This window comes from Hymenobacter daeguensis (assembly GCF_054780555.1).
The window spans coordinates 534943-559150 of the sequence record NZ_BAAGWC010000002.1 but is presented as its reverse complement, the minus strand read 5'-3'; the positions used below and the strand labels follow the sequence as shown (position 1 = coordinate 559150).

Annotated in this window: 19 protein-coding genes; 13 read left to right on the top strand and 6 right to left on the bottom strand. The window is 60.5% G+C overall.

Going from position 1 to position 24208, the window contains the following annotated elements; all coding sequences use genetic code 11:
• The first annotated feature begins 98 nt into the window (after positions 1–98).
• Together ACYVHT_RS05950 and metK are read left to right on the top strand one after the other, a co-directional pair.
• On the top strand, positions 99–833 hold the full coding sequence (locus ACYVHT_RS05950) for an SDR family NAD(P)-dependent oxidoreductase (RefSeq protein WP_460548962.1): 735 nt from the start codon (positions 99–101) through the stop codon (positions 831–833).
• A 135-nt stretch (positions 834–968) separates the two neighbouring features.
• The gene (metK, locus tag ACYVHT_RS05945; protein ID WP_460548960.1) at positions 969–2231 is read left to right on the top strand and encodes a methionine adenosyltransferase; all 1263 of its coding nucleotides are present in this window, start codon (positions 969–971) and stop codon (positions 2229–2231) included.
• 120 nt (positions 2232–2351) lie between these two features.
• Here the strand turns inward: metK and hpf are convergent, their stop codons facing one another.
• From hpf to ACYVHT_RS05925, 4 genes are all read right to left on the bottom strand, one after another.
• Positions 2352–2651, bottom strand: coding sequence for a ribosome hibernation-promoting factor, HPF/YfiA family (gene hpf, locus ACYVHT_RS05940; RefSeq protein WP_208174342.1), 300 nt, complete (start codon positions 2649–2651; stop codon positions 2352–2354).
• Positions 2652–2688: 37 nt separating this feature from the next.
• Positions 2689–3567, bottom strand: coding sequence for a site-specific integrase (locus ACYVHT_RS05935; protein WP_460548957.1), 879 nt, complete (start codon positions 3565–3567; stop codon positions 2689–2691).
• 168 nt (positions 3568–3735) lie between these two features.
• On the bottom strand, positions 3736–3930 hold the full coding sequence (gene rpsU / locus ACYVHT_RS05930) for a 30S ribosomal protein S21 (RefSeq protein WP_168672574.1): 195 nt from the start codon (positions 3928–3930) through the stop codon (positions 3736–3738).
• Positions 3931–4139: 209 nt separating this feature from the next.
• On the bottom strand, positions 4140–5285 hold the full coding sequence (locus ACYVHT_RS05925) for an acyl-CoA dehydrogenase family protein (RefSeq protein WP_460548955.1): 1146 nt from the start codon (positions 5283–5285) through the stop codon (positions 4140–4142).
• Positions 5286–5580: 295 nt separating this feature from the next.
• Between ACYVHT_RS05925 and ACYVHT_RS05920 the strand changes: the two genes are divergently transcribed.
• From ACYVHT_RS05920 to ACYVHT_RS05895, 6 genes are all read left to right on the top strand, one after another.
• Positions 5581–6480 (top strand): polysaccharide biosynthesis/export family protein, encoded by a 900-nt coding sequence (locus tag ACYVHT_RS05920; RefSeq protein ID WP_460548953.1) that lies wholly within the window; start codon positions 5581–5583, stop codon positions 6478–6480.
• Positions 6481–6528: 48 nt separating this feature from the next.
• Complete coding sequence (locus ACYVHT_RS05915) at positions 6529–9042, top strand: P-loop NTPase family protein (RefSeq protein ID WP_460548951.1); 2514 nt, start codon at positions 6529–6531, stop codon at positions 9040–9042.
• A 12-nt stretch (positions 9043–9054) separates the two neighbouring features.
• Complete coding sequence (locus ACYVHT_RS05910) at positions 9055–9840, top strand: tyrosine-protein phosphatase (RefSeq protein WP_460548950.1); 786 nt, start codon at positions 9055–9057, stop codon at positions 9838–9840.
• 87 nt (positions 9841–9927) lie between these two features.
• Positions 9928–10950 (top strand): Rossmann-fold NAD(P)-binding domain-containing protein, encoded by a 1023-nt coding sequence (locus tag ACYVHT_RS05905; RefSeq protein ID WP_460548948.1) that lies wholly within the window; start codon positions 9928–9930, stop codon positions 10948–10950.
• A gap of 162 nt (positions 10951–11112) precedes the next feature.
• Entirely contained in the window at positions 11113–12510 is a 1398-nt protein-coding gene (locus ACYVHT_RS05900; protein ID WP_460548947.1) for a tetratricopeptide repeat protein, read from the top strand.
• A gap of 124 nt (positions 12511–12634) precedes the next feature.
• Positions 12635–13465, top strand: coding sequence for a phosphosulfolactate synthase (locus tag ACYVHT_RS05895; RefSeq protein ID WP_460548945.1), 831 nt, complete (start codon positions 12635–12637; stop codon positions 13463–13465).
• Positions 13466–13543: 78 nt separating this feature from the next.
• On the opposite strand, the gene ACYVHT_RS05890 is transcribed toward ACYVHT_RS05895, so the two are convergent.
• Together ACYVHT_RS05890 and ACYVHT_RS05885 are read right to left on the bottom strand one after the other, a co-directional pair.
• Positions 13544–15655 (bottom strand): T9SS type A sorting domain-containing protein, encoded by a 2112-nt coding sequence (locus ACYVHT_RS05890; RefSeq protein ID WP_460548943.1) that lies wholly within the window; start codon positions 15653–15655, stop codon positions 13544–13546.
• Positions 15656–16536: 881 nt separating this feature from the next.
• Positions 16537–17460, bottom strand: a complete 924-nt coding sequence (locus tag ACYVHT_RS05885; protein ID WP_460548940.1) for a bestrophin family protein — start codon at positions 17458–17460, stop codon at positions 16537–16539.
• A 431-nt stretch (positions 17461–17891) separates the two neighbouring features.
• Here ACYVHT_RS05885 and ACYVHT_RS05880 point away from each other — a divergent pair, with 431 nt between their 5' ends.
• The 5 genes from ACYVHT_RS05880 (at position 17892) to uvrB (ending at position 24120) form a co-directional block, all read left to right on the top strand.
• Positions 17892–18551, top strand: a complete 660-nt coding sequence (locus ACYVHT_RS05880; RefSeq protein ID WP_460548938.1) for an SNARE-associated domain-containing protein — start codon at positions 17892–17894, stop codon at positions 18549–18551.
• Positions 18552–18659: 108 nt separating this feature from the next.
• The gene (locus tag ACYVHT_RS05875) at positions 18660–19406 is read left to right on the top strand and encodes a shikimate dehydrogenase family protein (protein WP_460548937.1); all 747 of its coding nucleotides are present in this window, start codon (positions 18660–18662) and stop codon (positions 19404–19406) included.
• A 174-nt stretch (positions 19407–19580) separates the two neighbouring features.
• On the top strand, positions 19581–20234 hold the full coding sequence (locus ACYVHT_RS05870) for an RNA polymerase sigma factor (RefSeq protein WP_460548935.1): 654 nt from the start codon (positions 19581–19583) through the stop codon (positions 20232–20234).
• Positions 20224–21963: a hypothetical protein gene (locus tag ACYVHT_RS05865; RefSeq protein WP_460548933.1), complete on the top strand. Its 1740-nt coding sequence runs from the start codon at positions 20224–20226 to the stop codon at positions 21961–21963. The genes ACYVHT_RS05870 and ACYVHT_RS05865 overlap by 11 nt, the downstream gene beginning before the upstream one ends.
• A gap of 114 nt (positions 21964–22077) precedes the next feature.
• Entirely contained in the window at positions 22078–24120 is a 2043-nt protein-coding gene (gene uvrB, locus ACYVHT_RS05860; protein ID WP_460548931.1) for an excinuclease ABC subunit UvrB, read from the top strand.
• Positions 24121–24208 lie beyond the last annotated feature (88 nt).

Sequence of the window (24208 nt, the reverse complement as noted above, 5' to 3'; positions counted from 1 at the left end):
GCGGGTCGGGCCGACAATAAATCGGCCTGAAAGCGGCGCGCCACGCTCAGATTACGTAGAGCGGCCGACATCATCTGCTGATTTTCTCCATTATTCTAATGCGCTTCTCCAACAAAGTGTGCCTCGTCACGGGCGGCACCTCCGGCATTGGCCGGGCCACCTGCCAGCGCCTGGCGGCCGAGGGTGGCACCGTCATTGCCCTGGGCCGCGACCGCCCCGAGGGCGCCGAAACCGTTCAGCTCATCACCAAAGCCGGTGGCAAAGCGGCATTCATGGCCTGCGACCTCACCAGTTCCCGCGCCATTACGGCCGTCGTTAAAAAGGTCCTGGCCCGGTACCACCGCGTTGATGTGCTGGTGTGCGACGCGGCCATGATGACCTTCGACCGGCTCACCGACCTCCCTCTTTCGCAGTGGGACACGCTGATGCTGGTGAACCTGCGCTCGCTGGTGCAGCTCACCCAGCTTTGCCTGCCGCACATGCCGGCGGGCAGCGCCATTGTGGCCATCAGCTCCGTGCACGCCCACCAAACCACTGCCAACGTGGTGCCCTACGCCACCAGCAAAGGCGGCCTCGAAGCCTTCGTGCGCGGCCTCAGCCTCGAGCTCGACCGCAAGCAGACCCGCATCAATGCCGTAGCGCCCGGCGCCGTGGATACGCCCATGCTCTGGGAAAACCCCAATGTGAAGAGCGGCGCCGAAACCATTGACAAAGCCACCGTAGGCACGCCCGAGGAGCTGGCCGCCGCCATCGCCTTCATGGCCTCGCACGAGGCCAGCTTTGTGCACGGCACCACGCTGGTGGTAGATGGAGGCCGCCTGGCACAGCTGTAAATCGGGCCGGCATCATGCCGCCGGGCAGTAGCTACTAATACCCCGATTTTCCGTACTTTTGCCTTCGTGCCCGCCCGCCGGTTTCGGCCTGCCGGGCACCTTTGTCTTTTATATCTTCCTCTTTTCGCGCACTCAATGCCCTATCTGTTCACTTCCGAATCGGTTTCGGAAGGCCATCCTGATAAAGTTGCCGACCAGATTTCCGACGCCATCCTCGACGAGTATTTGCGCCAGGACCCTACCGCCAAAGTAGCGTGCGAAACGTTGGTTACCACCGATTTTGCCCTTGTTGCCGGCGAGATTAAATCTACCGCCCACGTCGATGCCGAGCCCATTGTGCGCGAAACCATCCGCCGCATCGGTTACAACAAGCCCGAATACCTTTTCAACGCTGACACCTGCGAGGTGATGAACCGCCTGCACGAGCAGTCGCCCGACATCAACCAAGGCGTGGAGCGGGCCAAGGACGAAGACCAGGGCGCCGGCGACCAGGGCATGATGTTCGGCTACGCCAGCCACGAAACGGCCAGCTACATGCCGCTGGCCCTCGACCTCTCGCACCGCCTGCTGCAGGAGCTGGCTGCCATTCGCCGCGAAGCCCGCGACATGCCTTACCTGCGCCCCGACGCCAAAAGCCAAGTCACCATTCGCTACTCCGACGACCACAAGCCGGAGGCCATCGACACCATCGTCATCAGCACCCAGCACGACGAGTTCGACCCGTCGGAAAGCGCCATGCTGGAAAAAATCAAGGCCGATGTGCTCGCCATCCTCATCCCCCGCGTGAAAGCCGGCCTGAGCGAAGACGTGCAGGCCCTGTTTACGGACCAGATTACTTACCACATCAACCCCACGGGCAAGTTCGTTATCGGCGGCCCGCACGGCGATTCCGGCCTCACCGGCCGCAAAATCATTGTGGACACCTACGGCGGCAAGGGCGCCCACGGCGGCGGTGCCTTCTCCGGCAAAGACTCGTCGAAAGTAGACCGTTCGGCCGCTTATGCCGCTCGCCACATCGCCAAAAACCTGGTAGCCGCCGGCGTGGCCGACCAGGCTCTGGTGCAGGTAGCCTACGCCATCGGCGTGGCCCAGCCCGTGGGCGTGTTTGTGACCACCTACGGCACCATTAAGGCTAAAAATGCCAGCGGCCAGCCCCTCACCGACGGCGAAGTGGCCGAGAAGGTGAACAAGCTGTTCGACCTGCGCCCCTACGCCATCGTGAAGCGCTTCGGCCTGCAAAACCCCATCTTCGCCCAGAGTGCTGCTTACGGCCACATGGGCCGCCAGCCCGGCACTGTAAGCGTGGTGATGCCCGGTGGCGAAACGAAAACCTTCGAAACCTTCACCTGGGAAAAGCTCGACTACGTGCCTCAGATTAAAGCCGAGTTTGGCTTGTAGCATAAGCTCCGGCTTGTGCCCGCTAGCACCAACCCCACCAAAAAGCCCCGCCTACCTTCTGGTAAGCGGGGCTTTTTATTTGATTAAAGGCACAAGCTGAAGCATGTGCTGCAATTCAACTTAGTGCGCCATGGCCTTTTCCTTGTGCTTGGTAATCTGGCGGCGCAGGCTTTCGGTGGCGGCATCGGCGGCGGCTTCGAACGAAGCGGCGTCTTCCTGGCTGAAGAGGATGTTGCCCGGCACCAGCAGCTTTATTTCAACGGTTTTGTTTTCGATGCCGTCTTTATTGTTGAGGCGCATGATGACTTCGCCTTCGGTGACCTTATCGTAAAAAGTTTCCAGTTTATTCAGGCGTTGCTGAACAAAGTCAAGCAGTTTTTTGTCGGCGTCGAAATGCACCGAATGCATCTGTACTTTCATAAGGTGGGTGATTAAGAGGTAAAAGAGTAAACAAAACTCAGGCCCGTGGGTGGGCCTGTTCAAATACGGATTTCAGGCGGTCCACGGACAAGTGCGTGTACACCTGCGTGGCCGCCAGGCTGGCATGGCCCAGCAGCTCTTTGATGGAATTCAGGTCGGCTCCCTTGCCCAGCAGGTGCGTGGCAAACGCGTGCCGCAGCGCGTGCGGGTGCTGCTGCGTGCTGGAGGTGGTAATCTGGCTCAGGTAGCGCTTCACGGTGCGGTACACAAACTTCTCGTACATGGCATCGCCCTTGTCGGTGAGCAGCAGCGGGCCGCCCACAGCCCCGAACTCGTGTGCCCGCCTGGTCTGATAGCGCTCAATGACCAGCTTTAGCGTGGGGTTCAGGGGCACAAGGCGCTGCTTATTGCCCTTGCCGGTGACGCGCACGGTGCCCGCCCCCAGGCTCACGTCATCGGCGTGAATGCCGATGAGCTCCGAAAGGCGAATGCCGGTGCCGTAGAGCATTTCCAGCAGCAGCTGGTCGCGCAGCCCGCCAAAGTCGTCGCCAAACTCAAACGAGTTGAGCAAGCCGTTCAGGGCTTCCTCGGGCACGAACTCGGGCAGCTTCTTGGCCATTTTCGGGGCCTTGATGCGCAGCATGGGGTTGGAGGCAATGGTGCCGGCGCGCAGCAGGAATTTGTAGTAGGAGCGCAGGCAGGCCACTTTGCGGTTCACGGTGCGCGGGTCCAGGTTTTCCTGCATCAGCGCCACCACCCAGCCCCGGATGAGCGGGTGCGTGGCCTGCGCCGGGTCGGTCAGCTCGTAGGCCGATTTCAGGTAGGCGGCAAACTGGCCCAAATCGGTTTGATACGACACCAGCGTGTGCGGGCTGTAGCGCTTCTCAAAGCGCAAAAAATCGAGGAAAGCATCCATACCAACACCAAAAATGCCCAGCGGTTGGGCCGGGCATCCAATGTAGCGGTTTTTTCTTTTCTACCAACTCTGCCCGTGGAGTACGGGCGCGAAAAAGCCGGCTGGCTTGACCTAACAGGCAAACCAGCCGGCTTTTAGCAAAGCTAAACGTGCCGTAAAACTTTCGGGCTATTCGCCGGGCTGGCCGTAGGTGGCGAGCTTGTAAACAGCTTTCTGCTTCATCTTGCGCTCGGTGATGCTCGGCTTCTGGAAGAAGGTGCGACGACGCAGCTCTTTCAGAACGCCGGTGCGCTCGAATTTCTTTTTGAAACGCTTCAGAGCGCGGTCAACCGATTCGTTGTCTTTGATTTGAATGATAATCATATCAGGGAATGAGGGAGATTTTCTGAGGAGGGCGGCCTAAACCGGGCCGCAAAGATAAACCACAGATTTAACAGATTCTAACGGTTTTAACAGATTTTTTGCAGTTCCGTGCCTGGCGCATCGGCAAGGGCGCTTTTGGCCAACCGCGCGCGCAAGCCTGAACCCGGAAAAACCCGCTGAATCCGTCGAAGTCCGCATAATTCGGCGGCCTATTTCAGCAGGGCGCGGGCGATGACCAGCTTCTGAATCTCGCTGGTGCCTTCGCCAATGGTGCAGAGCTTGGCGTCGCGGTAGTATTTCTCGGCCGGGTAGTCTTTGGTGTAGCCGTAGCCGCCGAAAATCTGCACGCCTTCGTTGGCGGTACGCACGGCCACTTCCGAAGCATACAGCTTGGCCATGGCCGATTCCAGGTTTACGTTCAGGCCCCGGTCCTTCATGTCGGCGGCGCGGTAGGTGAGCAGGCTGGCGGCTTCAACCTCGGTGGCCATGTCGGCCAGCTTGAAGCTGATGCCCTGGAAGCTGCTGATGGGCTGGTTGAACTGATGCCGCTCCTTGCTGTATTTGGTGGCGGCCTCCAGCGCGCCCTGGGCAATGCCCAGGCTGAGCGCCGCAATGCTGATGCGGCCGCCGTCGAGCACTTTCAGGCTCTGCACGAAGCCGTTGCCCACGTTGCCAATGACGTTTTCCTTGGGCACTTTGCAATCGGTAAAAATCAGTTCGGTGGTTTCGGAGGCGCGCATGCCCAGCTTGTCTTCCTTGCGGCCAGCCTCGAAGCCGGGCGTGCCCCGCTCAATGATGAAGGCCGTCATACCGTGCGAGTCGCCCACTTCGCCGGTGCGCACGATGACCACGGCCACGTTGCTGGATTTGCCGTGGGTGATGAAGTTTTTGGCTCCGTTAATAATATAGTAATCCCCGCTCTCGTCGAGCACGGCGGTAGTCCGCATGTTGCCGGCATCGGAGCCGGTGTTGGGCTCGGTGAGGCCCCAGGCCCCAATCCATTCGCCGCTGGCCAGCTTGGGCAGGTACTTGCGCTTCTGCTCCTCGGAGGCGTGCTGCAGGATGTGGCCGGTACAGAGCGAGTTGTGGGCCGCCATGCTCAGGCCGATGCTGCCGTCAATCTTGGACAGCTCGGCAATGGCCGTGACGTACTCCACGTAGCCAAAGCCGGCGCCGCCATACTCCTGCGGCACCAGCACGCCCATCAGGCCCAGCTCGCCGAGCTTATGGAAGACGTCGATGGGAAACTCCTGGCTTTCATCCCATTTCATCATGCTGGGCTTGATGTGCTGGGCACCAAAATCGCGCACCATCTGCGCTATCATGGTCTGGTTTTCGGTGGCTACGGCTTCCATAAAAAAGGGAACTTGGGTGGGATTGGAGAGAATGGTTGGTCAATGATTGCCTCAACCGATAATGGCTGGTTTTGGCTCCACGAAAGTACGGCTCTGGCAGTTGGGAATGGGCCGGCCAAGTGCCTGACTTTGAATGGGCGCTCCAAAAGCGTTACTTTTGAGGCTTTTTGGGAGGTATCGGCCCTGCGGGGTCAAAAAAAATTCCCGTTTTATTCGTTTGATTCCGTTCTAATTGGCCTTCATGCCGACATCTTTCATTCATCGCCTTGGGCGATTGGGGCTGCTTGCACTGCCGGTGTTGCTGCTTTTCTCATCTTGCGCATCGACCAAGTACTACAATCAGCGCGTGATGTTCCGGCTCACCGACAAGCAGGGCCAGCAGCTGGACAGCTCCAAGCTGCGCATTGCCAAAAACCGCACCGAGCGCAACTACCTCATTCAGCCCAACGACTTCCTCGAAGTACGGGTGAACACCAATAAGGGCGAGCGCATTCTGGACCCCAACGGCGAGCTGCGGTTTGGCGAGCCCAACGGCGGCGGCCTCACCAACCCGGCCCCCACCCAGAGCACCTCCACGGGCGGCGGCCGCTCGACGGGAGCAAGCCAGCGCAGCGTGGGCCAGGGCGCGGGCAGCGCCACCAGCGGCACCGCCTTTCTGGTGCAGGCCGATGGCACCGTGTTTTTGCCACTGGTGAACCGCGTGAAGGTCAGCGGCTTGTCGCTATTGCAGGCCGACAGCCTGCTGAAAACGAAGTACGACTTATACTACAAGGAATCGTTTGTGACGACGCGGGTGACCAATAACCGCGTCTTTGTGCTAGGCGCACCGGGCGGCCAGGTTATTTCGCTGGCCAACGACAACATGAACCTGATAGAAGTGCTGGCCCTGGCCGGGGGCATCGACGGGCAAACCACTGGCGGCAGCATTCAGGGCGGCATCTACCGCTTCGGGGGCAAGGCCACCAACATCCGCATCATCCGCGGCGACCTGAAAAACCCGCGGGTGCAGCAGGTGGACCTGACCACGCTGGATGGCATGCGCCGCGCCAACCTGCAGATGGAGCCAAACGACATTATTTACGTAGAGCCCGTACGACGGCCCGTTCTCGAAGTGCTGACCGATGCAGCCCCCGTCGTTGCCTTCGTAACACTGCTGTTCAATACCACTCTCATTATCATCAACCTATCCAAGTAAGGCCCAAGCCTCTCATATTCAGCATTTTTTGCTCGTAATACTATTATAATGGCCGCAAACGAAAACTCGGAGTTGGAAGAGCTCATCCGCAATGCAACCGGCGGTGGTCCCGAGTCACCAGCGGGCCCAACTGCGAACGGTGCCGACCCGGAGGAGGAAGAGTCGTCGAGCCTGGATTTGGCCACCCTGGGGCTGGTGGCCCGCCGCAGCCTGCTGTGGCTGGTGTTGCTGGTCATTCTGGGCGTGACGGCTTCCTGGCTGTACCTGCGCTACACCAAGCCGGTTTATAAATCGGCATCGCTGCTCAAGATTGACGAGCGGAACCAGAGCCTGGAGCTGGGCTTTACCAGCCAGACTGTTCCGGCCACCAGCGCCAAAGGCTCGAAGCTGGCCGGGGAAGTCGAGCTCATCAAGTCGGGGATTGTGTACCAGCGCCTCAAGGACTCGCTGGCGCTGGACGTGAACTACTACGTGCAGGGCACGGTGCTGGAAACGGAAATGTACGGCACTTCGCCGTTTCGGGTGGTTTACAAAATCACTGATGGCTCGCTCTACAACCGCAAGTTCAACCTGAAGTTTGTGAGCCTGCAGCGCTTCAAGCTGGACTTTATTGGCCAGGGCCAGGCCCAGGGCGGCGAGTATGCGCTGGGCCAGCCCATTGAGCTGCCCGGCATCAGCCTGAAAGTGCTGGGCACGCCGGCTCTGCAGGAAGATGTGCTGAATGGCAGCTACCACTTCACGGTGCAGGACGACAACACGGTGAATGCCTACCTCAACAAGAACCTTACGGTTGAGATTGTGAACCCCGATGCCAATACCATCGGCATTTCGTTCAACGACTACAACCCGGCCAAAGCGAAGGTCATCGTCAATAAAATCGACTCGGTGTACCTGGCCGAGAAAGTGGCCCGCAAATCGGAGAGCTCGCGCAAAACGCTGCTGTTTCTGGCCCAGATTCTGAAGGATAACAGCGCGAGTCTGCAGGACGCCGAAAGCCGCCTGCAGGATTTCGTGCAGCGCTCGGGCACCTACGATGTGAAGGCCGAGCTGGGCGTGCTGAGCGAAAAGCTGGTGAAGCTGAAAGAAGACCGCACGCTGATTGAGGAAAAGCTGAACCTGCTGAATCAGGTATCGCAGATGGCGAACCAGGAGTACCTCACCCGCGACGAAAACCAGACGGTGGAGCAGAGCATTCCGGCCCTGGCCGCCATTGAGGACCCGCTCCTGAACACGCAGCTGGCGGAGTTGAACGGCCTGCAGTATGAGCTGCGGCGGCTGTCGCGCTCCTACACCGACAAGACCGAAGTGATACAGGCCGCGCAGGCTAAAATTGCGTACGCCCGCAACAGCGTCAAGCGCCTGCTGCGCCAGAACCAGGAGCTGCTGCGCTCGGGCATCAACCAGCTCGACCAGCAGTACAATGAGATTCAGGGCCTGCTGCAGGGCCTGCCCAACAAGGGCACCGAGCTGGAGCGCCTGAAGCGTGCGCTGAGCCTGGCGGAGGAATCTTACCTGCAGCTGAAGCAGAAGGAGATAGAGTATAACATGCAGAACGCTGGCATTACGGCCGATTTCCAGATTCTGTCGCCGGCTTCCACGCCGCAGGAGCCCCTCTTTCCTAACCGCCTGCTGGTGTATGCGGTGGGGCTGGCCGGCGGCCTGCTCCTGGGCCTGGGCCTGATTGGGGTGCGGTATTTCATGCACAACACCGTGACGAATGTGCGGGAGCTCGAGCGCAACACCAAGGCCTCGGTGCTGGGCATTATCCCGACCTACGACAAGGACAAGATGGAGGTGTCGCGCCTGGTGGTGGACAAAAATCCCAAGTCGGCCATTTCCGAGTCCATTCGCTCTATCCGAACCAACCTGGATTTTATCAGCTCCTCCAAAAAGAAGCGGCTGATTTCGGTGACGTCCACGATTTCGGGCGAAGGCAAGACCTTCGTCACGGTGAACATGGGCGGCATCATTGCCCTCTCTGGCCAGAAGGTTATCATTCTGGACCTCGACATGCGCAAGCCCAAGGTGAACCTGGCCTTCGGGGCGGAGAATACGCGCGGGGTGAGCACCATCCTCATCGAGCGCCACACGGTGCAGGAGTGCATCCAGTCCACCACCATCGACACGCTCCAATTCATCTCGGCCGGCCCCACGCCGCCCAACCCGTCGGAGCTCATTCTGAGCGACCGGTTCGATGTGATGATTCAGGAGCTGTTCAAAACCTACGACGTGATTCTGATTGATACGCCGCCGGTAGGGCTGGTCACGGATGGCATTCTGATTATGCGCAAGGCCGACATTCCGCTTTACATCGTGCGGGCCGGCTACTCGCGCAAAGCCTTCATCAAAAACATGAACCGGCTCATGCGCAGCAATAATTTCACCCGCATGTGCACCATTCTCAACGATGCGCAGGCCGGCGGGGGCTATGGCTACGGCTATGGCTACGGCTATGGCTATGGCTATGGCTACGGCTACGGCTCCTACGGGCAGGGCTACTACGAAGAGCCGACGGCCAAGCCGCTGACCTTCGGCGAGAAGCTGAAAAAGCTGTTTTCTTAACCAACCACCGCAATGGCTACGCTTTGGCAACGGCTTTTTGGCGGGGCCACCGCCTCGGCGGCTCCGGCCCCGCAGGCACCCCGCCAGGCACTGGCCGCGCTGGGGGCCGACATGCACTCCCACCTGCTGCCCGGCCTCGACGACGGGGCCGAAACCGTGGAGCACTCGCTGGGCCTGCTGCGGGCCCTGCGCGCGCTGGGCTACCGCAAGCTGATAATGACGCCCCACATCATGGGCGACTTTTACAAGAATACCCCGGAGGGCATTCGGGCCGCGCTACAGCTGCTGCGCGAAGCCGCCGCCGCCGCCGGCCTGAGCGATGTAGCGCTGGACTGCGCGGCCGAGTACTACCTCGACGAGTTTCTGGGGCGCAAGTTGGCCGATGGCACCGAAATGCTCACCTTCGGCGGCGACAAGCGCTACCTGCTGTTCGAAACGTCGTACATGAACGAACCGCTTAACCTGTTCGACATCATCTTCGAAATGAAGTCGCAGGGCTACCGGCCCGTGCTGGCCCACCCGGAGCGCTACACTTACCTCTACGGCCGCTTCGATGACATTGAGAAAATGCGGCGCGACTACGGGGTATTGCTGCAAGTGAACCTGAACTCGCTGGCAGGCTACTATTCACCGGCCGCCCGGAAAGTAGCCGAGCAGCTGGTTGATGCCGGCATGGTTGATTTTGTGGGCACCGACGCTCACCACCTGCGCCACACCGACACGCTTCTGAACCGTACCCTGGCCCAGCCGCACCTGGAAAAAGCACTGAAGCTGCCGCTGCTCAATAACACCCTGTAGCTGATAACGGTTAGTAGCCGGTCCACCCCACTAGCCTTTGTGAGCTGGCCACTACCTGCTAACCACCACTCTCCAACCACTTCTCCCATGGTTTTCGTTACCGGCGGCACCGGCCTCATTGGCTCATTTCTCCTGCGGGCCTTGCGCGCAAGGGGACTGGCCGTGCGGGCGCTGCACCGGGGCGCGGTGCCGGCCGATGCCGCGCCGGGTGTGGAGTGGCTGGCCGGCGACCTGCTCGACACCGAGCAGCTGCGCGTGGCGCTCACGCCCGACGTAACGCACGTTTTTCACTGCGCCGGGCTGGTGTCGTACGCGCCGCAGGACGAGGACCGGCTGCTCTCGGTGAACGTGCAGGGCACGGCTGCCATTGTCGATGCCTGTCTGGAACGGCCGGGCATCCGGCTGGCTCATGTGTCGTCGGTGGCGGCGCTGGGCGGGCCGGCCGCAGGGAGCATGCCGGCCCCCGACGGGCGGCTGCCCGTGACCGAGAAAGCTACCTGGGACCTAGGCGCGGCCCACCCGGCTTACGCGACCTCGAAATACCTGGGCGAGCTGGAAGTATGGCGCGGCGTGGCCGAAGGGCTATCGGCGGTGGTGGTGAATCCGTCGGTGGTGCTGGGCCCCGGCGACTGGAACCGCAGCAGCACCCGCCTGCTGCGCTACGCCCATCAGCAGCACCGCTTCTACACGCGGGGGCTGCTCAATTTCGTGGACGTGCGCGACGTGGTGGCACAGCTGGCAGCACTGGCCCTCGACCACCCCCAGCTAAGCGGCGAGCGGTACATTCTGAGCGCTGAAGCACTGCCGCTGGCCGATTTTTTTCGGCAGGCCGCCACGGCTTTGCAGCGCCGCCCGCCCACCCTGGCCGTGCCCGACTGGGCGGCCGAGGTAATCTGGCGGCTGGAGCACGCCCGGGCGGTGCTCACAGGAGCCCGGCCGCTCATCACCAAGGATACGGCCCGGGCCGGACGGCAGCCGGTAGTCTATCGCCACGACAAAGTGCAAAGGGCTACGGGCCTAGCATTCCGGCCGTTAGCCGAAACCCTGGCGTGGTGCGCAAGCGAATTGGCCACAAAAAAGTCTGATTCCGCAGTGGCCTTCGTATCTTAGCTAGAAGCCGATTGCACGGTTTTGCCCAATATTTGTTACTATTGATATCGAACTAAAAAGTGGAGTAGGCGGTGGCTGCCAGCGGCCCGGTGTGATGCATCTGCGGCGGGCGTGAGCCAATTACGAAACCCGATTAATCCACTTAATTGCGACATTATGCGAATGAGCGAAAATTTTGAAAATCCCCGGGCCGTGCTGGACACTGTGCGTCGCTTCGAGCGCATGGTCGCCCAGCAGGAGCCCGTTTTCTTCGACCTGGAAGACTTCGAGAATATCATCGACCACTACGTTACCAACGTGGAATTCGACAAGGCCCTGCAGGCCTGCGAGGCCGCGCTGGGCCAGTACCCCTTTTCTACCGAGCTGCTGATTGACCGCGCCCAGGTGATGGCCATGCGCGGCGACTACACCGAAGCCGAGCGCCAGATTGACGCCGTAGCCGCCCTCGACCCCACCAATGCCGACGTGGCCGTGACGCGTGGCATCATCAGCACCCAGCGGGGAGAATTTGCCCTGGCCGTGGAGTTTTTCCGGGCCGGCCTGGAGCAGGAGCCCGAGCGGGAGGACATTCACTTCAACCTCGGCCTGGCTTTCCAGAGCTGGCAGAAGTTCAAGAGCGCGGCCAAGCACTACAAGCAGAGCCTGCGCCTGAACCCCGACAACGAAACCGGGGTGCAGGAGCTGCTGCACTGCCTCGACATCACGGGCCGGCTCGAGGAGCACGAGGAATTCTTCAAGCGCTTCACCGACGACGACCCGTATTCGGCTACCGCCTGGTACAATCTGGGCCAGTACTGGTACCGCCGCGAGGACTTTACCAAAGCCGCCGAAGCCTTCGATTTCGCCGTGACCATCAGCACTGATTTTCACGATGCGCACCATTGGCTGGCCGATACGTTTGTGTGCCAGCAGGAATACCGCAAGGCCATCGCGGAGTTCGAGCAGGCTTACCCCGCCGGCCAGCCCACCGACGAGGCGCTGTGCAACATTGGCGAGTGCTACGAGAAGCTGCGCGAGTGGGAGCCCGCCCGCAAATACTACCGCATGGCCCTGGAGCTCAACCCCGAGATGGACGAGGCCTGGTTTGGCCAGGGCGTGCTGCTGCAGGAGCAGGGGCGCTGGTTCGAGGCCATTCACTATTTCCGCAAGGCCACGGAGCTGTATGCCGACAGCGGCGAGTATTGGTCGGCGCTGGGCGCGGCCGAAAACCAGGTTGGCAACGTGGTGAGTGCGCTGGAGTCGTATGAGAAAGCCACCGAAGTCGCGCCTGATGACGTACAGGGCTGGGTGAGCTGGAGCGCCATTCTTTACGAGCAGGGCCACTTTGCCGAAGCCGTGGACCTGGTGCGCCACGCCGTGGAATTGCATCCGCACGAAGCCCATTTTCATTACATGCTGTGCGCCTACCTGCTGGCCGATGGCCGCATGAAAGAAGCCTACGGTGTGCTCGAAACGGCCCTCACGCTCAACTACGAGCAGCACGTGCTGCTGTTCGACTACTTCCCGCAGCTGCGCGAGCAGCCCGGCCTGAAACGCCTCATCGAGCAGTTTCGGAAATAACATTTCCGCTTGAAGTTACTTTTGTAACCGCCCGTCAGCCGACGGGCGGTTTTTCTTTGCCGCTCCACCCCCTCCGGCGGTAGGCAAGCCGTTTTTATCATCCCTATCTTTTCACTGAACCTTAATGAATTACGACCTTTCTCAACTACCCGAGCGCACCACCAAGCCCCGCGAGCAGGGCTACACCATGGTGATGGACAAGGGCATGAGCCTGCGCGAAGTAGAAGACTTTCTGGAAGTGGGCGGGGCCTACACCGACGTGGTGAAGCTGGGCTGGGCCACGTCCTACGTGGTGCCCAACCTCAAGCGCAAGCTGGAGATTTACCGCGAGGCCAATATTCCGGTGTATTTCGGGGGCACCCTGTTCGAGGCGTTCATTATCCGTAATCAGTTCGACGACTACCGCCGCCTGCTGGACAATTTCGGCATGGAATACGCCGAAGTATCGGACGGCAGCATCGACCTCGACCACGACCGCAAGTGCGAGTACATTCGGGAGCTGAGCAAGACCGTGCGCGTGCTGAGCGAGGTCGGCTCGAAGGATGCCGAGAAAATTATTCCGCCCTACAAGTGGATTTCGCAGATGGAAACCGAGCTGGCCGCCGGTGCCATCAAGGTAATTGGCGAAGCCCGCGAGGGCGGCAACGTGGGCCTGTTCCGCAGCACCGGCGAGGTGCGCTCGGGCTTGGTAGAGGAAATCCTGACCAAGATTCCGTCGGATAAAATTCTGTGGGAAGCCCCGCAGAAAGCCCAGCAGGTGTGGTTCATCAAGCTGCTGGGGGCCAACGTGAACCTGGGCAACATTGCGCCCAACGAAGTGGTGAGCCTCGAAACCATCCGGCTGGGCCTGCGCGGCGACACGTTCTCGCACTTCCTGGACATGGATGCCGTGGACCCCATGTTCCACCCGGCGGCTAAAACCGGCAAGCCCGGTACTTCCATGCCCCGCGGCTAGCACCCAAAGCAGCCAATACGAAAAACGCCGGCCTCCTTGCGGAAGCCGGCGTTTTTCGTTGCCGGAAGGCGGCGAAGCTTACTGCTTCACCACTTTCAGGTTTTTGGTGTCGCCCGAGGGCAACGATACGCGCACCATGTAGATGCCGGCTTTCAGGCTGCCGAAGTTGTTAACGGCCATGTCATTCACGCCCGAGCTCAGGTCGATGGTTTCTTTGCTGAGCGTACGGCCGGTCATGTCCGTGATGATGAGCTGGCCTTTGCCGGCTACGCTGGTCTGCATGGCCAGGCGCAGGTCGTCGCCGCTCTTCATCGGGTTCGGATAAGCTACCAGCTCCGCAGAAGTGGCTTTGCCGTCGAAGCTTACGCCCACGGGCTTGAAGTAGGTTTCCTTGCCGTCGAGGTCAACCTGACGCAGGCGGTAGTAGCGCATCCCGGCCTTGTTGGCTTCGGTGTCCACGTAGCGGTAGTCGCTGAGGCTGGTGGTGTTGGCCGACACGCTGTTTACCGAAGCAAGGGTGCGGTACTCGGTGCCGTTGGTCGAAACCTGCACATCGTAGCCTTTGCTGTTCACTTCGCTGGCCGTCTGCCAGGTGATGAGGGCATCGGAGCCCACACGCTTAGCGTCGAAGGCGGTGAGGCGCACGGGCAGCGGGTTGGTGATGTCGCCGAGGGTGAAGGTAGCAAACGAGCGCACGTTGTATTTGGTCAACTCGTTGGTGAGGGTGTCAAGTATGTCGCGGCCCAGCTGCTGGAAGGTGTTGCCGCTGTTGGTGGAGAGGAACAGGGCCAGGTTTTGCTCCTGAATGCTATTGGCATTGCCAGCGCCCAGGCCACGGGTATCGATGTTCTGGTAGCGGAAAATCATGGTAGCGTTCAGGCCACCGGCATTGGTCTGCTGGTCAGAAGGACGCACACCGAAAATGCGGCGGGTGCTGTACTTGGTGCCCAGCGGCGTGTAGCTCTCGGCCGTGTTGCGGGTTACTTCCACGTTGCCGGGGTTGTTGCCGTTGTTGAAGGTCAGGGTCATGCCCATGTTGCCATAGGTACGGGTTTCGCCGGCGAGCACCGACTGACGCGTGGTGCGGACAAAACCACGCAGGTAGTTGTGGTCGGTTTCGTTCTCCAGCTGCGCGCCGTTGTTATTGTTGGTAGGGGCCCGGTCGGCCAGCACTACCACCGACAGCAGCGGCTGGGTGATATTAGTAGTGAGCAGCCCGTTGATGAAGGTGATACGCTCCGAAACGTTCATCACCCCCATATCATATTTGGTGCCGCCACCCGAAATCTCAACCGCTACAAACGAGCCACCGGTGATGTTCTGGTTGCCGCCAGCAAACTCAATTACCGTGTTTTCGCGCTGAATGAAGCTGTCGTAGTTGTTATTGAAGTCGCCATACACTTTCAGGCGGCCCACAATCAGACGCGTGATAGAGCGCGAGGCCTGTGAGGTGCCGCCCATAGTCAGGTTGAAGCACTCAGCCGGGCCGGAGTTGGTATTGTCGTACAGCACAACACCCGCAGCCGTGGCGTTTACGGTGTTGGAGTAGATGTTCGGATACGGCACCATGTTGCCGGCACCCAGGTCACGCACCAGTGCGTTGGTCGAGGCATTCGGCACACCGTTGCTCCAGTTGCTGGCATCAAACCAGTTGTCGTTGGTACCGCCTACCCAGATGGTCTGGGCTACCGGTACGCCCGTTACGCTAAAAGCTGCCGTGTAGGGCGAATTGGGGTTCACCGGGTCGGTGATGCTGAAGATGGCACCAGTCGAGGTGTTGGTGCCGCTGGCCTGAAAGTAGGCATCGAGGTTATACACCGAGTTCTGACCGTTGACGGTACCCGTGAGCACCGGCGAAGTAGCAATCAGGTTGAGCTGGGCAGTAGTGAGCTGGAAAGTACGGGTACCGTTTACGTTCGAAATCTGCGTCAGCTGAATGGCCTGGTAGGGCGTGATGGCGGGCGGCGTGCCGGTCAGGGCGCGCACACGGTAATAAAGCACCACCCCGTTGATAACGTTCGGGCCGCTCTCAGTAGTCGTGGCCGTGCCACCGTTGAGCAGCAGCTGGCCGTTGTTCACATCGTAAGCATTGCCGCCGTTGTTCGACGAGCTCAGGTCAGCATTCTGGAAAGGACGAGGCGTGGCAGGATTAACGTTGTAGGTAACGTTGGAACCGGCGTTGGGGGCCACGTAGATTGCGCTACCAACCAGCGTCGGGGGAGTTACAGGAGTACCGGTAGCGGTGAATACTGAAGCACGACGTTGACCAAGAATAGGATTAATAGGGTCACCGTTGTCATCTTGGCCAGCCCCAGTGCTAACAGAAATATCAAAGCGGTAACTGGTACCTGCACCACCAGTTGTAGCAAGCGATAATATGTTGATGGCGGCATTGCTCAGTGAGAATGTCCGAGTGCGGGTGGCAGCGTTGTAGTTAGTTTGGGTCAGTTGTACTTGGTTAGTCAATGCCGGAATGTTAGTAGCTCCAGTACTAGCCAAAGTAGCGCCCTGCTTTATACCGTAGTTGACAAATGCCGTCGGGTAGTTTTCATTCGGAGCTTCTACAATCTCAATTGAACCACCTTGCAACAATAAAACGCCTGTGCTGAGGTCTAGCGTGCCAAAATTTGTGCCCTGAAAAACGTTAGCACCTGGTGTTTGCGAAACTGCGTCGTATGTCACGGTCGACGCACTAGCAGTGCTAGTGCCCGAAGTCACGATAACATTACGGAAGTTAATGGTAGTTTGTGCACTGGCCGCAGTGAAGCCAAGCAAGCCCACAAACAAGGCAAAGAGAGGAAGCAGTGAGCTTAGGAAGCTCCGCTGTCGCGACAGCTGCTGAGTAAAATTTAACGTTTGCATGGAGTTAGGGAATTGATGTTAAAAATGGAGGAAAAGCGTAGTGCGCAATTCGTAATCGAGGCGCATATACGCAGGGGTGGGAAAAAGGTCTGATTGAAGAAGATTTTTTTGAAAAGATGCTGTTTTAGTATCAAAAATGGCTTGTTATTAGCCTATTGACAGCACTTGGGGCCTCTTACGGGACCAAGCGCCGGGCAGTTATTTTGCTATTAGTGCACCACGCTGTAGGGGATGGAAGCGAGGGCTTTTTTCTCGGCCGGCAGCTCCACCCCAAGCAGGTCGTGCACACTCACCCGGATTTTGTTGGAAAGCTGCGTGATGGGCAGGTCGTTGCTGTCGTAGCCAAAGGGGTTTTCAATCTCATTACCAATCATTTCCAGGCCCAACATAGCATAGGCCCCAATCATGGTGATGGGCACCATCCACCAGCCGCAGGAGTCCACCAGCACCAGGGGCATTATCATGATGAAGATGGTGATGTAGCATTTGATGAAAAAGCTGTAGGAATACGGGATGGGCGTGGCCTTGATTCGCTCGCAAGTCCCATTCACCGACATCATGCCCAGGTAGTGCTGCTTGATGTTGATGAGGTGAATGGGGTCGAAAATCTGAACCTGGCGCAGTTGCTCCACGCTTTCCATAAGCACCGCAATAATGGTAGAGGCCACGTTTTCAGCCCTTTGCAGGCGCTCGATGATATCGGGCGTGGCTTCCATCTTGTCGAAGCGCACTTTGTTGCGCAGGCTGCCTTCCAGCGCAATGGGAAAGTTGGAAATAAGCGCCGCAAAGTACCGGCGGCTCGATTTGGCCTCGCGGGGCAGCAGGGCGTTCATCTCCATGGCCAGCCCGCGGCACTGCGACACCAGAATGCCCCACACCTTGCGGCCTTCGTAGTACCGGTCGTACGCCGTATTGGTCCGGAACACGAGCAGCAGGCTCAGCAAGATGCCCAGAATGGACAGGTACTCGCGCCCGATGCGAACGTTGAGGCTATGAAAATCGATGCTGACGATGGCCAGCGCCGAGCCATAGAGCCCCACCAGGGCCACACGCTTGAGCAGCAGACGGATAACGGCTGAAGAGTGAAAGTGCCCCAGGGCACGCCACCAATCTCCGCCCTGATAAACTATCATGGGGTCTTGTAATTATGCTTCCAGAGCCTGCAACGGCGAAGCCGCGTTCGGGGTTGGGGCCGGTAACCCCGACGGTAGCCAGCGAAAACGCCAGTCGCCGCCGAAGCCGGAACGGGCCAGGGGCGTGGCCTATCACAGGTCGTGCCAGTTTTACCCTTATTCGTAGTGAGCAGACCGCAGCACACTCATTGCGCAGCGCGGCAAAAGTGCCTCGAATCGTTTGCAGGCGGCTTTTTAGGCTGGCCGCGCAGCCAGAGAATGTAGAGTTAAATCAGAAAAAGTTTGTTTCGTGGGCAGGATTGAGGGCCGCAAAGGTACGGAAAATTGACCGGGGCAACAACTTGGCTGCCAATATTCAGGCACTTGCCTCGGGTGTGCCGGTGCCGGTTCGGCCCCTGTCGGTTTTCTTTGTGGCTCACTTCACGCCTCGGATGGAAATTATAAAGCACTTTCTCGACCTTTTACTGCACCTCGATAAAACCCTGGTTGACGTGGTGCACAACTACGGCACCTGGACCTACCTGGTGCTTTTTCTCATTGTTTTCACCGAGACGGGCATCATCATTTTCCCATTTCTGCCCGGCGATTCGCTGCTGTTTGCGGCCGGGGCCCTGGCCGCCCGCCCCGAAACCGGCCTGAACGTGTGGCTGCTGATTCCGCTGCTGATTGCGGCCGCCTTCATCGGCGACAACGTGAACTACGCCGTGGGCGACTACCTGGGCCCGCGCGTGTTTCGCGAAGACTTCAAGTTTCTGAAGCGCAAGTACCTCGACCAGACCCAGGCTTTCTATGCCAAGCACGGCGGCAAGACGATTATTATGGCGCGCTTCGTGCCCATCGTGCGCACGTTCGCGCCGTTTGTGGCCGGCGTGGGCACCATGACCTACCGGTACTTTGCGTCCTACAGCATTGTGGGCGCGGTGCTGTGGGTGGTGCTGCTCACCTTTGCCGGCTATTTGTTCGGGGGCATCGAGGTGGTGAAGAAGAACTTCGAGCTGGTGGTGCTGGGCATTATCGCCCTGTCGCTGCTGCCGCCGCTGTGGTCGTTTGTGAAAAGCAAGCTGGCCAGCCGACCCGACACCAGCCGCTGATACTCGCGCGGTTGTGGCATCGGTACCCGGGCCGCCCCGAATCAGCTGATTTGGGGCGGCTTTTTTTATGTTATTTTCGGTGGTTTCTACCTTCCTGCTATCGGCATCATGCGTCAGTTCGGGCTTATCGGCCGTACCCTTCGGCATTCTTTTTCACAGACTTACTTCACGCAGAAGTTCTACTCGCAGAACCTGGCCGAGCATCGCTACGACCTGTTTGAGCTGGAAAGCCTGCGCGAGCTGCCTGCCCTGCTGGCCACGCACCCCGACCTGGTGGGCCTCAACGTGACCATTCCCTACAAGGAAACCGTGGTGACCTACCTCGACGAGCTGGCTCCTTCGGCCAGCCGCGTAGGCGCCGTGAACGTAGTTGAGCGCCTGCCCGACGGCCGCCTGCGCGGCCACAACACCGACGTGGTGGGCTTCCGGGAGTCGCTGCGCCGGTTCTTTCCCATCACCACCAATGCCCGCGCCCTGGTGCTCGGGGCCGGCGGCGCGGCCAAGGCGGTGGTGGTGGCGCTCAACGACCTGGGCATTGCGCACTGGTCCGTCACGCGCAATCCGCTGGGGCCGGGCCTCACCTACGACGAGCTTACGCCGCAGCTGCTGGCCGCGCACCACCTCATCGTCAATGCCACGCCGCTGGGCACGTTTCCGCACGTAGAGGAGTGCCCGACGCTGCCCTATTCGGCTCTTAATGAGCAGCATTACCTGTACGACCTGGTATATAACCCCACCGAAACGCTGTTTATGGCCAAAGGCAAAGATGCCGGCGCGCACGTAAAAAACGGCTTCGAAATGCTCTGCCTGCAAGCCGAGGCCGCCTGGGACATCTGGAATGCCTCGGGCCGGTAGGTCCTTTTCAGATTGTTTGGGCCCGTGCTTGCAACCTTTCGGCAGTGGCTGGCCTCTCCTATTTGCCAGCCCGCTACGCGCCGGCCTTTCCCCGGTAGAGTTGCTTTCTATGATGCAGACAATGACTTACGCCTCCCTTCTTTTCCCAGCCGGCACGGGTTACCGGGCACGGGCATGAGCGCCCTCACATGGTTCGCGTTTGGGAGCGACGACGTGCTGCCCGACCAGCCTACGGCCGCCCCGCGCCTCACGGCCAGCCGTAGCTCGGCCGTGACCAGCCCACCCACCGAGGCCGAGCTGATTGACGGCTGCCTGCGCGGCCGCCAGCTGGCCCAGAAGCTGCTCTACGACAAGTATGCCGGCAAAATGATGGCCGTGTGCCTGCGCTACGCCCAAACCACCTTCGAGGCCGAAGACGTGCTGCAGGAAGGCTTCCTCACCGTGTTTCGCACGCTGGGCAGCTTCCGGCGCGAGTGCCCGCTGGAATTCTGGATTCGCCGCATCATGATTAATGCCGCCCTGCGCCAGCACCGCCGCAACGCTTCGCTGGTGGCCGTGAGCGACGGCGACTACCCCGAAACCCTGGCCAGTGAGGAATTTACGCTCAGCAACTATAACTTTCAGGAGCTGCTCAGCATGGTGCAGGAGCTGGCTCCGCGCTACCGCATGGTTTTCAACCTATACGCCATTGAGGGCTACACCCACAAAGAAATCGGCGAGCTATTGAATATCACCGAGGGCACCAGCAAATCCCAATATTCCCGGGCCCGCGTCATCCTACAAACTAAACTGGAACGCCTCGGCGCGCCAACCCGCCATGTCAGCTAATCCTATCGACGATAATTCTACGCCCAAAACCACCGGCAGCCTGGAGGACTTATTCCGCCACCACCTGGGCGAGGCCGCCGCTGTGCCCCCGCGCCCCATGCTGTGGGACCAGATTGATAATTCCCTGCTGATTCGGCAGAACGAAACCTACCGCCGTCGCCTCGTGGCTACGCGCTGGGTGGCGGCCGCCAGCCTGCTGCTGGCCACGCTGGCCGGCACCGGCTGGTGGGCCGGCCGCCACGAGCTGCTGGGCGGGGCCCAAATGGCCACCACCAGCCAGTCCGCCGCTTCGGGCAGCGTCCGCGCTACGGATGCTGCCGGCCGCCCCCGTACAAGCGCAGCGTTGCCGGAAGCTGCTGGCCAAGCTGGTGCGGCATTGGCAGCCAACACCCCTGCCGCCGGTACCACGGGCGCTGCCTCGACGCGGCACGGGGCCCTCGGACTTGGCGCTAACAACGGCGTGGGCAACGCTGCAACCACCAACGGCTATGCTTCGGCAAGCCGCGCAACGGCCGCTGCCGCTACCCGGGGCCGCTATGCCGGTTTTGGCCCGGCTGCCTCCGGCCGCTACGTGGCCAATGGCCCGGCGATGAAAACCAGCCCCGCCGCGCAAAACGGCACTGCTGCGAGCAGCTATGCCGCTACGCCCGCCGCTGCTACAGCGGCGGTGCAGGCGCTTCCGGCCACCGCAACCCCTGCTGCCGATGCGATGGCAGCAGCGACTCCTGCTTCAGCAGCGGAGGCCGGCCGCACGCTGGCCGCCGCCGATGCAGCCGGCGCCGGCGCAGCTGGGGCCGCGGCCGCTATGGGCAGCGCCGCCGCTACGGGCGGCAGCGCCACGGCTGTAGCCCTGGCTCCAACAGTGGCCGCCACCACCACCGAAGAAATGGGCCTGCTGGCCGCCCGGCAGGCATCGCTGGCACTGGCCAACGCCGCTACTGCCCTGCCCAATGGCTTGGCCACGGTGCCGGTTGAGCCGCTGCCTGCCATCGACGCGCACCGCTGGCGCTACAGCGCCAGCTATGCCGCCGGTGTATTCAACCCCAACATCAACTTCTCCCGCGCCGGCATCGAGCCCGAGTTTGACTACAACCGGGGCCCGGCTTTCGGGGCCAACTCGCCGGCCATCACCGAAGCTGCTGCCACCGAATACCGCAACAACCTGCGCCCCGGGCTGAGCCAGCGCATCGCGCTGCTGGCCACGCGCCACCTACGCGGCCATTGGTCGCTGAGCACCGGCGCTGAGTTTACCCGCGCCACGGCCCAGTCGGCTTCTTCCACCGCTTTCGTGGGCGAGCAGCTGTTCGACCTGAGCCAGGGCAGCACCGCGCAGCCCCTGCACACCACCAATTTCAGCTACCAGATGGCCAGCATTCCGCTGGAAGTGCGCTACTCCAACCCCGCAAAGCGCGGCTGGAGCCTCTACGGCCGCCTGGGCGGCGTGGTGACGGCCCTGCTGGGCGTGCGCAGCGACGTGCAGGGCGACCCCGAAGCCACCCGCACCTACTCCATTGCCTACACCGGCGGCCCCTACCGCCGCCTGATGGGCAGCGTGCGCGGCGGCGCGGGTGCTCAGTTTCGCCCCAGCACCAGCAAATGGGCCTTCTCCATGGGTCCTACCGCCGACCTCGGCCTGGTGGCCCTCAATGCCCACCCGGTGCAGAGCTACTTCGCCCAGAGCCACCCCTACAGCCTCGGCCTGGAAGCAGCCGTAGAGTTCGGTCGGTAGGGTTTGAATTAGCAGTAAAGCGCCTGCCCATACGCTTTTCTGGTTCCGACGAAACCCAAAATCCCCGTCGCGGGTTAAGGTAGGCTGACCATTTCGGCCTACCTTTCGCGTTGCATGGAGTACCAACTGACCTCTGAATTTAAACCCACCGGCGACCAGCCCACCGCCATTGCCAAGCTGGTGGAGGGCGTGAACAACGGCGAGCCGGCTCAGGTGCTGCTCGGCGCCACGGGCACCGGCAAAACCTTCACCATGGCCAACGTCATTGCCGAAACCGGCAAGCCGGCCCTGGTGCTCTGCCACAACAAAACGCTGGCCGCCCAGCTCTACGGCGAGTTCAAGGCGTTTTTCCCGAACAATGCCGTCGAGTACTACATCAGCTACTACGACTATTACCAGCCGGAAGCCTACATTGCCAGCACCGACGTCTTCATCGAGAAAGACCTGGCCATCAACCAGGAAATTGAGAAGCTGCGGCTGCACACTACCTCCACCCTGCTCAGCGGGCGGCGCGATGTCATTGTCATTGCCTCGGTGTCGTGCATCTACGGCATCGGCAACCCCGAGGAATTCGCCAAAAACGTCATTTTCCTGAAGCCGGGCATGCGCTACACGCGCAATAACCTGCTCTACCAGTTCGTGCAGATTCTGTATTCGCGCACCGAGGTGGAGTTCACGCGGGGCTCGTTTCGGGTGAAGGGCGACACGGTGGATGTGTTTCCGGCCTACGCCGATTACGCCATCCGCATCTACTTCTTCGGTGATGAAATCGAGTCGGTGCACAAGATTGACCCCATCAGCGGCAAGAAGCTGAGCGACGAGGCCCACGGCATTGCGCTGTACCCGGCCAACCTGTTCGTGACCGGCAAGGAGACGCTGAACTCGGCCATCAAGCAGATTCAGGACGACATGGTGCACCAGCACGCCTACTTCGAGAAAGAAGGGCGCGACGCGGAAGCCAAGCGCATTATGGAGCGTACCGAGTTCGACCTGGAGATGATTCGGGAGCTGGGCTACTGCTCGGGCATCGAGAACTACTCGCGCTATTTTGATGGCCGGAGCCCGGGCTCGCGCCCGTTCTGCCTGCTCGACTATTTCCCCGACGACTACTTGCTGGTGGTGGACGAGAGCCATGCCACCATGCCCCAAATCCGGGCCATGTGGGGCGGCGACCGCAGCCGCAAGACGGCACTCATAGAGTATGGCTTCCGCCTGCCTTCGGCGCTGGATAACCGGCCGCTGACTTTCAACGAGTTCGAGAGCATGTACCGGCAGGCCGTGTACGTTTCGGCCACGCCGGCCGACTATGAGCTGGCCCAGAGCGGTGGCGTGGTGGTGGAGCAGATTATCCGCCCCACCGGCCTGCTCGACCCCGAAATTGACCTGCGCCCCAGCGTGAACCAGATTGACGACCTGCTGGACGAAGTGGACAACCGCGTGAAGCAGGGCGACCGCGTGCTCGTGACCACCCTCACCAAGCGCATGGCCGAAGAGCTGAGCAAATACATGGACCGCCTCGGCATCAAGGTCGAATACGTGCACTCCGACGTGAAAACGCTGGACCGGGTGGAGATTCTGCGCAAGCTGCGCCTGGGCGAAATCGACGTGCTGATTGGCGTGAACCTGCTGCGCGAAGGCCTTGACTTGCCAGAGGTTAGCCTCGTGGCCATTCTCGATGCCGATAAGGAAGGCTTTCTGCGCGACCAGCGCAGCCTGATTCAGACCATGGGCCGGGCGGCGCGGAACGACCGGGGCAAGGTCATCATGTACGCCGACCGCATAACGGGCTCCATGCAGCGGGCCATCGACGAAACCAACCGCCGCCGCGCCACCCAGGCCGCCTACAACGCCGAGCACGGCATCACGCCGCGCACCGTGCGCAAGAGCCACGCCGAAATCATGGGCCAGACCGACCTGGCCGACTACCGCGTGCTCGATACCCAGGGCTATGCCAATCCCGAAGCCGATGGTGCGGCCCTCGCCCTGGCCGCCGAGCCCGTGGTGGCCATGATGACCCGGCCCGAGCTCGAAAAGCTCATCAAAACCACTGAGAAACAGATGGAAGCCGCCGCCAAAGACCTCGACTTCCTAACGGCTGCCAAGCTGCGCGACGAGCTGGCCGCGCTCAGAGGAATGCTGAAAAACAAGCGCGACTAATTTCTGGCATCATATTCGGACGGGGGAAGCAGCAGCCTAAACGGCTGCTGCTTCCCTTTTTTCGTTTTGTCTTATGCAGCATTGGTTA

What these genes read in the sequence shown, in the direction of transcription:
- ACYVHT_RS05950 (WP_460548962.1), top strand. Translation starts at nt 99, where the DNA reads ATGCGCTTCTCCAACAAAGTGTGCCTCGTCACGGGCGGCACCTCCGGC.
- metK (WP_460548960.1), top strand. Translation starts at nt 969, where the DNA reads ATGCCCTATCTGTTCACTTCCGAATCGGTTTCGGAAGGCCATCCTGAT.
- hpf (WP_208174342.1), bottom strand. Translation starts at nt 2,651, where the DNA reads ATGAAAGTACAGATGCATTCGGTGCATTTCGACGCCGACAAAAAACTG.
- ACYVHT_RS05935 (WP_460548957.1), bottom strand. Translation starts at nt 3,567, where the DNA reads ATGGATGCTTTCCTCGATTTTTTGCGCTTTGAGAAGCGCTACAGCCCG.
- rpsU (WP_168672574.1), bottom strand. Translation starts at nt 3,930, where the DNA reads ATGATTATCATTCAAATCAAAGACAACGAATCGGTTGACCGCGCTCTG.
- ACYVHT_RS05925 (WP_460548955.1), bottom strand. Translation starts at nt 5,285, where the DNA reads ATGGAAGCCGTAGCCACCGAAAACCAGACCATGATAGCGCAGATGGTG.
- ACYVHT_RS05915 (WP_460548951.1), top strand. Translation starts at nt 6,529, where the DNA reads ATGGCCGCAAACGAAAACTCGGAGTTGGAAGAGCTCATCCGCAATGCA.
- ACYVHT_RS05910 (WP_460548950.1), top strand. Translation starts at nt 9,055, where the DNA reads ATGGCTACGCTTTGGCAACGGCTTTTTGGCGGGGCCACCGCCTCGGCG.
- ACYVHT_RS05905 (WP_460548948.1), top strand. Translation starts at nt 9,928, where the DNA reads ATGGTTTTCGTTACCGGCGGCACCGGCCTCATTGGCTCATTTCTCCTG.
- ACYVHT_RS05900 (WP_460548947.1), top strand. Translation starts at nt 11,113, where the DNA reads ATGAGCGAAAATTTTGAAAATCCCCGGGCCGTGCTGGACACTGTGCGT.
- ACYVHT_RS05895 (WP_460548945.1), top strand. Translation starts at nt 12,635, where the DNA reads ATGAATTACGACCTTTCTCAACTACCCGAGCGCACCACCAAGCCCCGC.
- ACYVHT_RS05885 (WP_460548940.1), bottom strand. Translation starts at nt 17,460, where the DNA reads ATGATAGTTTATCAGGGCGGAGATTGGTGGCGTGCCCTGGGGCACTTT.
- ACYVHT_RS05880 (WP_460548938.1), top strand. Translation starts at nt 17,892, where the DNA reads ATGGAAATTATAAAGCACTTTCTCGACCTTTTACTGCACCTCGATAAA.
- ACYVHT_RS05875 (WP_460548937.1), top strand. Translation starts at nt 18,660, where the DNA reads ATGCGTCAGTTCGGGCTTATCGGCCGTACCCTTCGGCATTCTTTTTCA.
- ACYVHT_RS05870 (WP_460548935.1), top strand. Translation starts at nt 19,581, where the DNA reads ATGAGCGCCCTCACATGGTTCGCGTTTGGGAGCGACGACGTGCTGCCC.
- ACYVHT_RS05865 (WP_460548933.1), top strand. Translation starts at nt 20,224, where the DNA reads ATGTCAGCTAATCCTATCGACGATAATTCTACGCCCAAAACCACCGGC.
- uvrB (WP_460548931.1), top strand. Translation starts at nt 22,078, where the DNA reads ATGGAGTACCAACTGACCTCTGAATTTAAACCCACCGGCGACCAGCCC.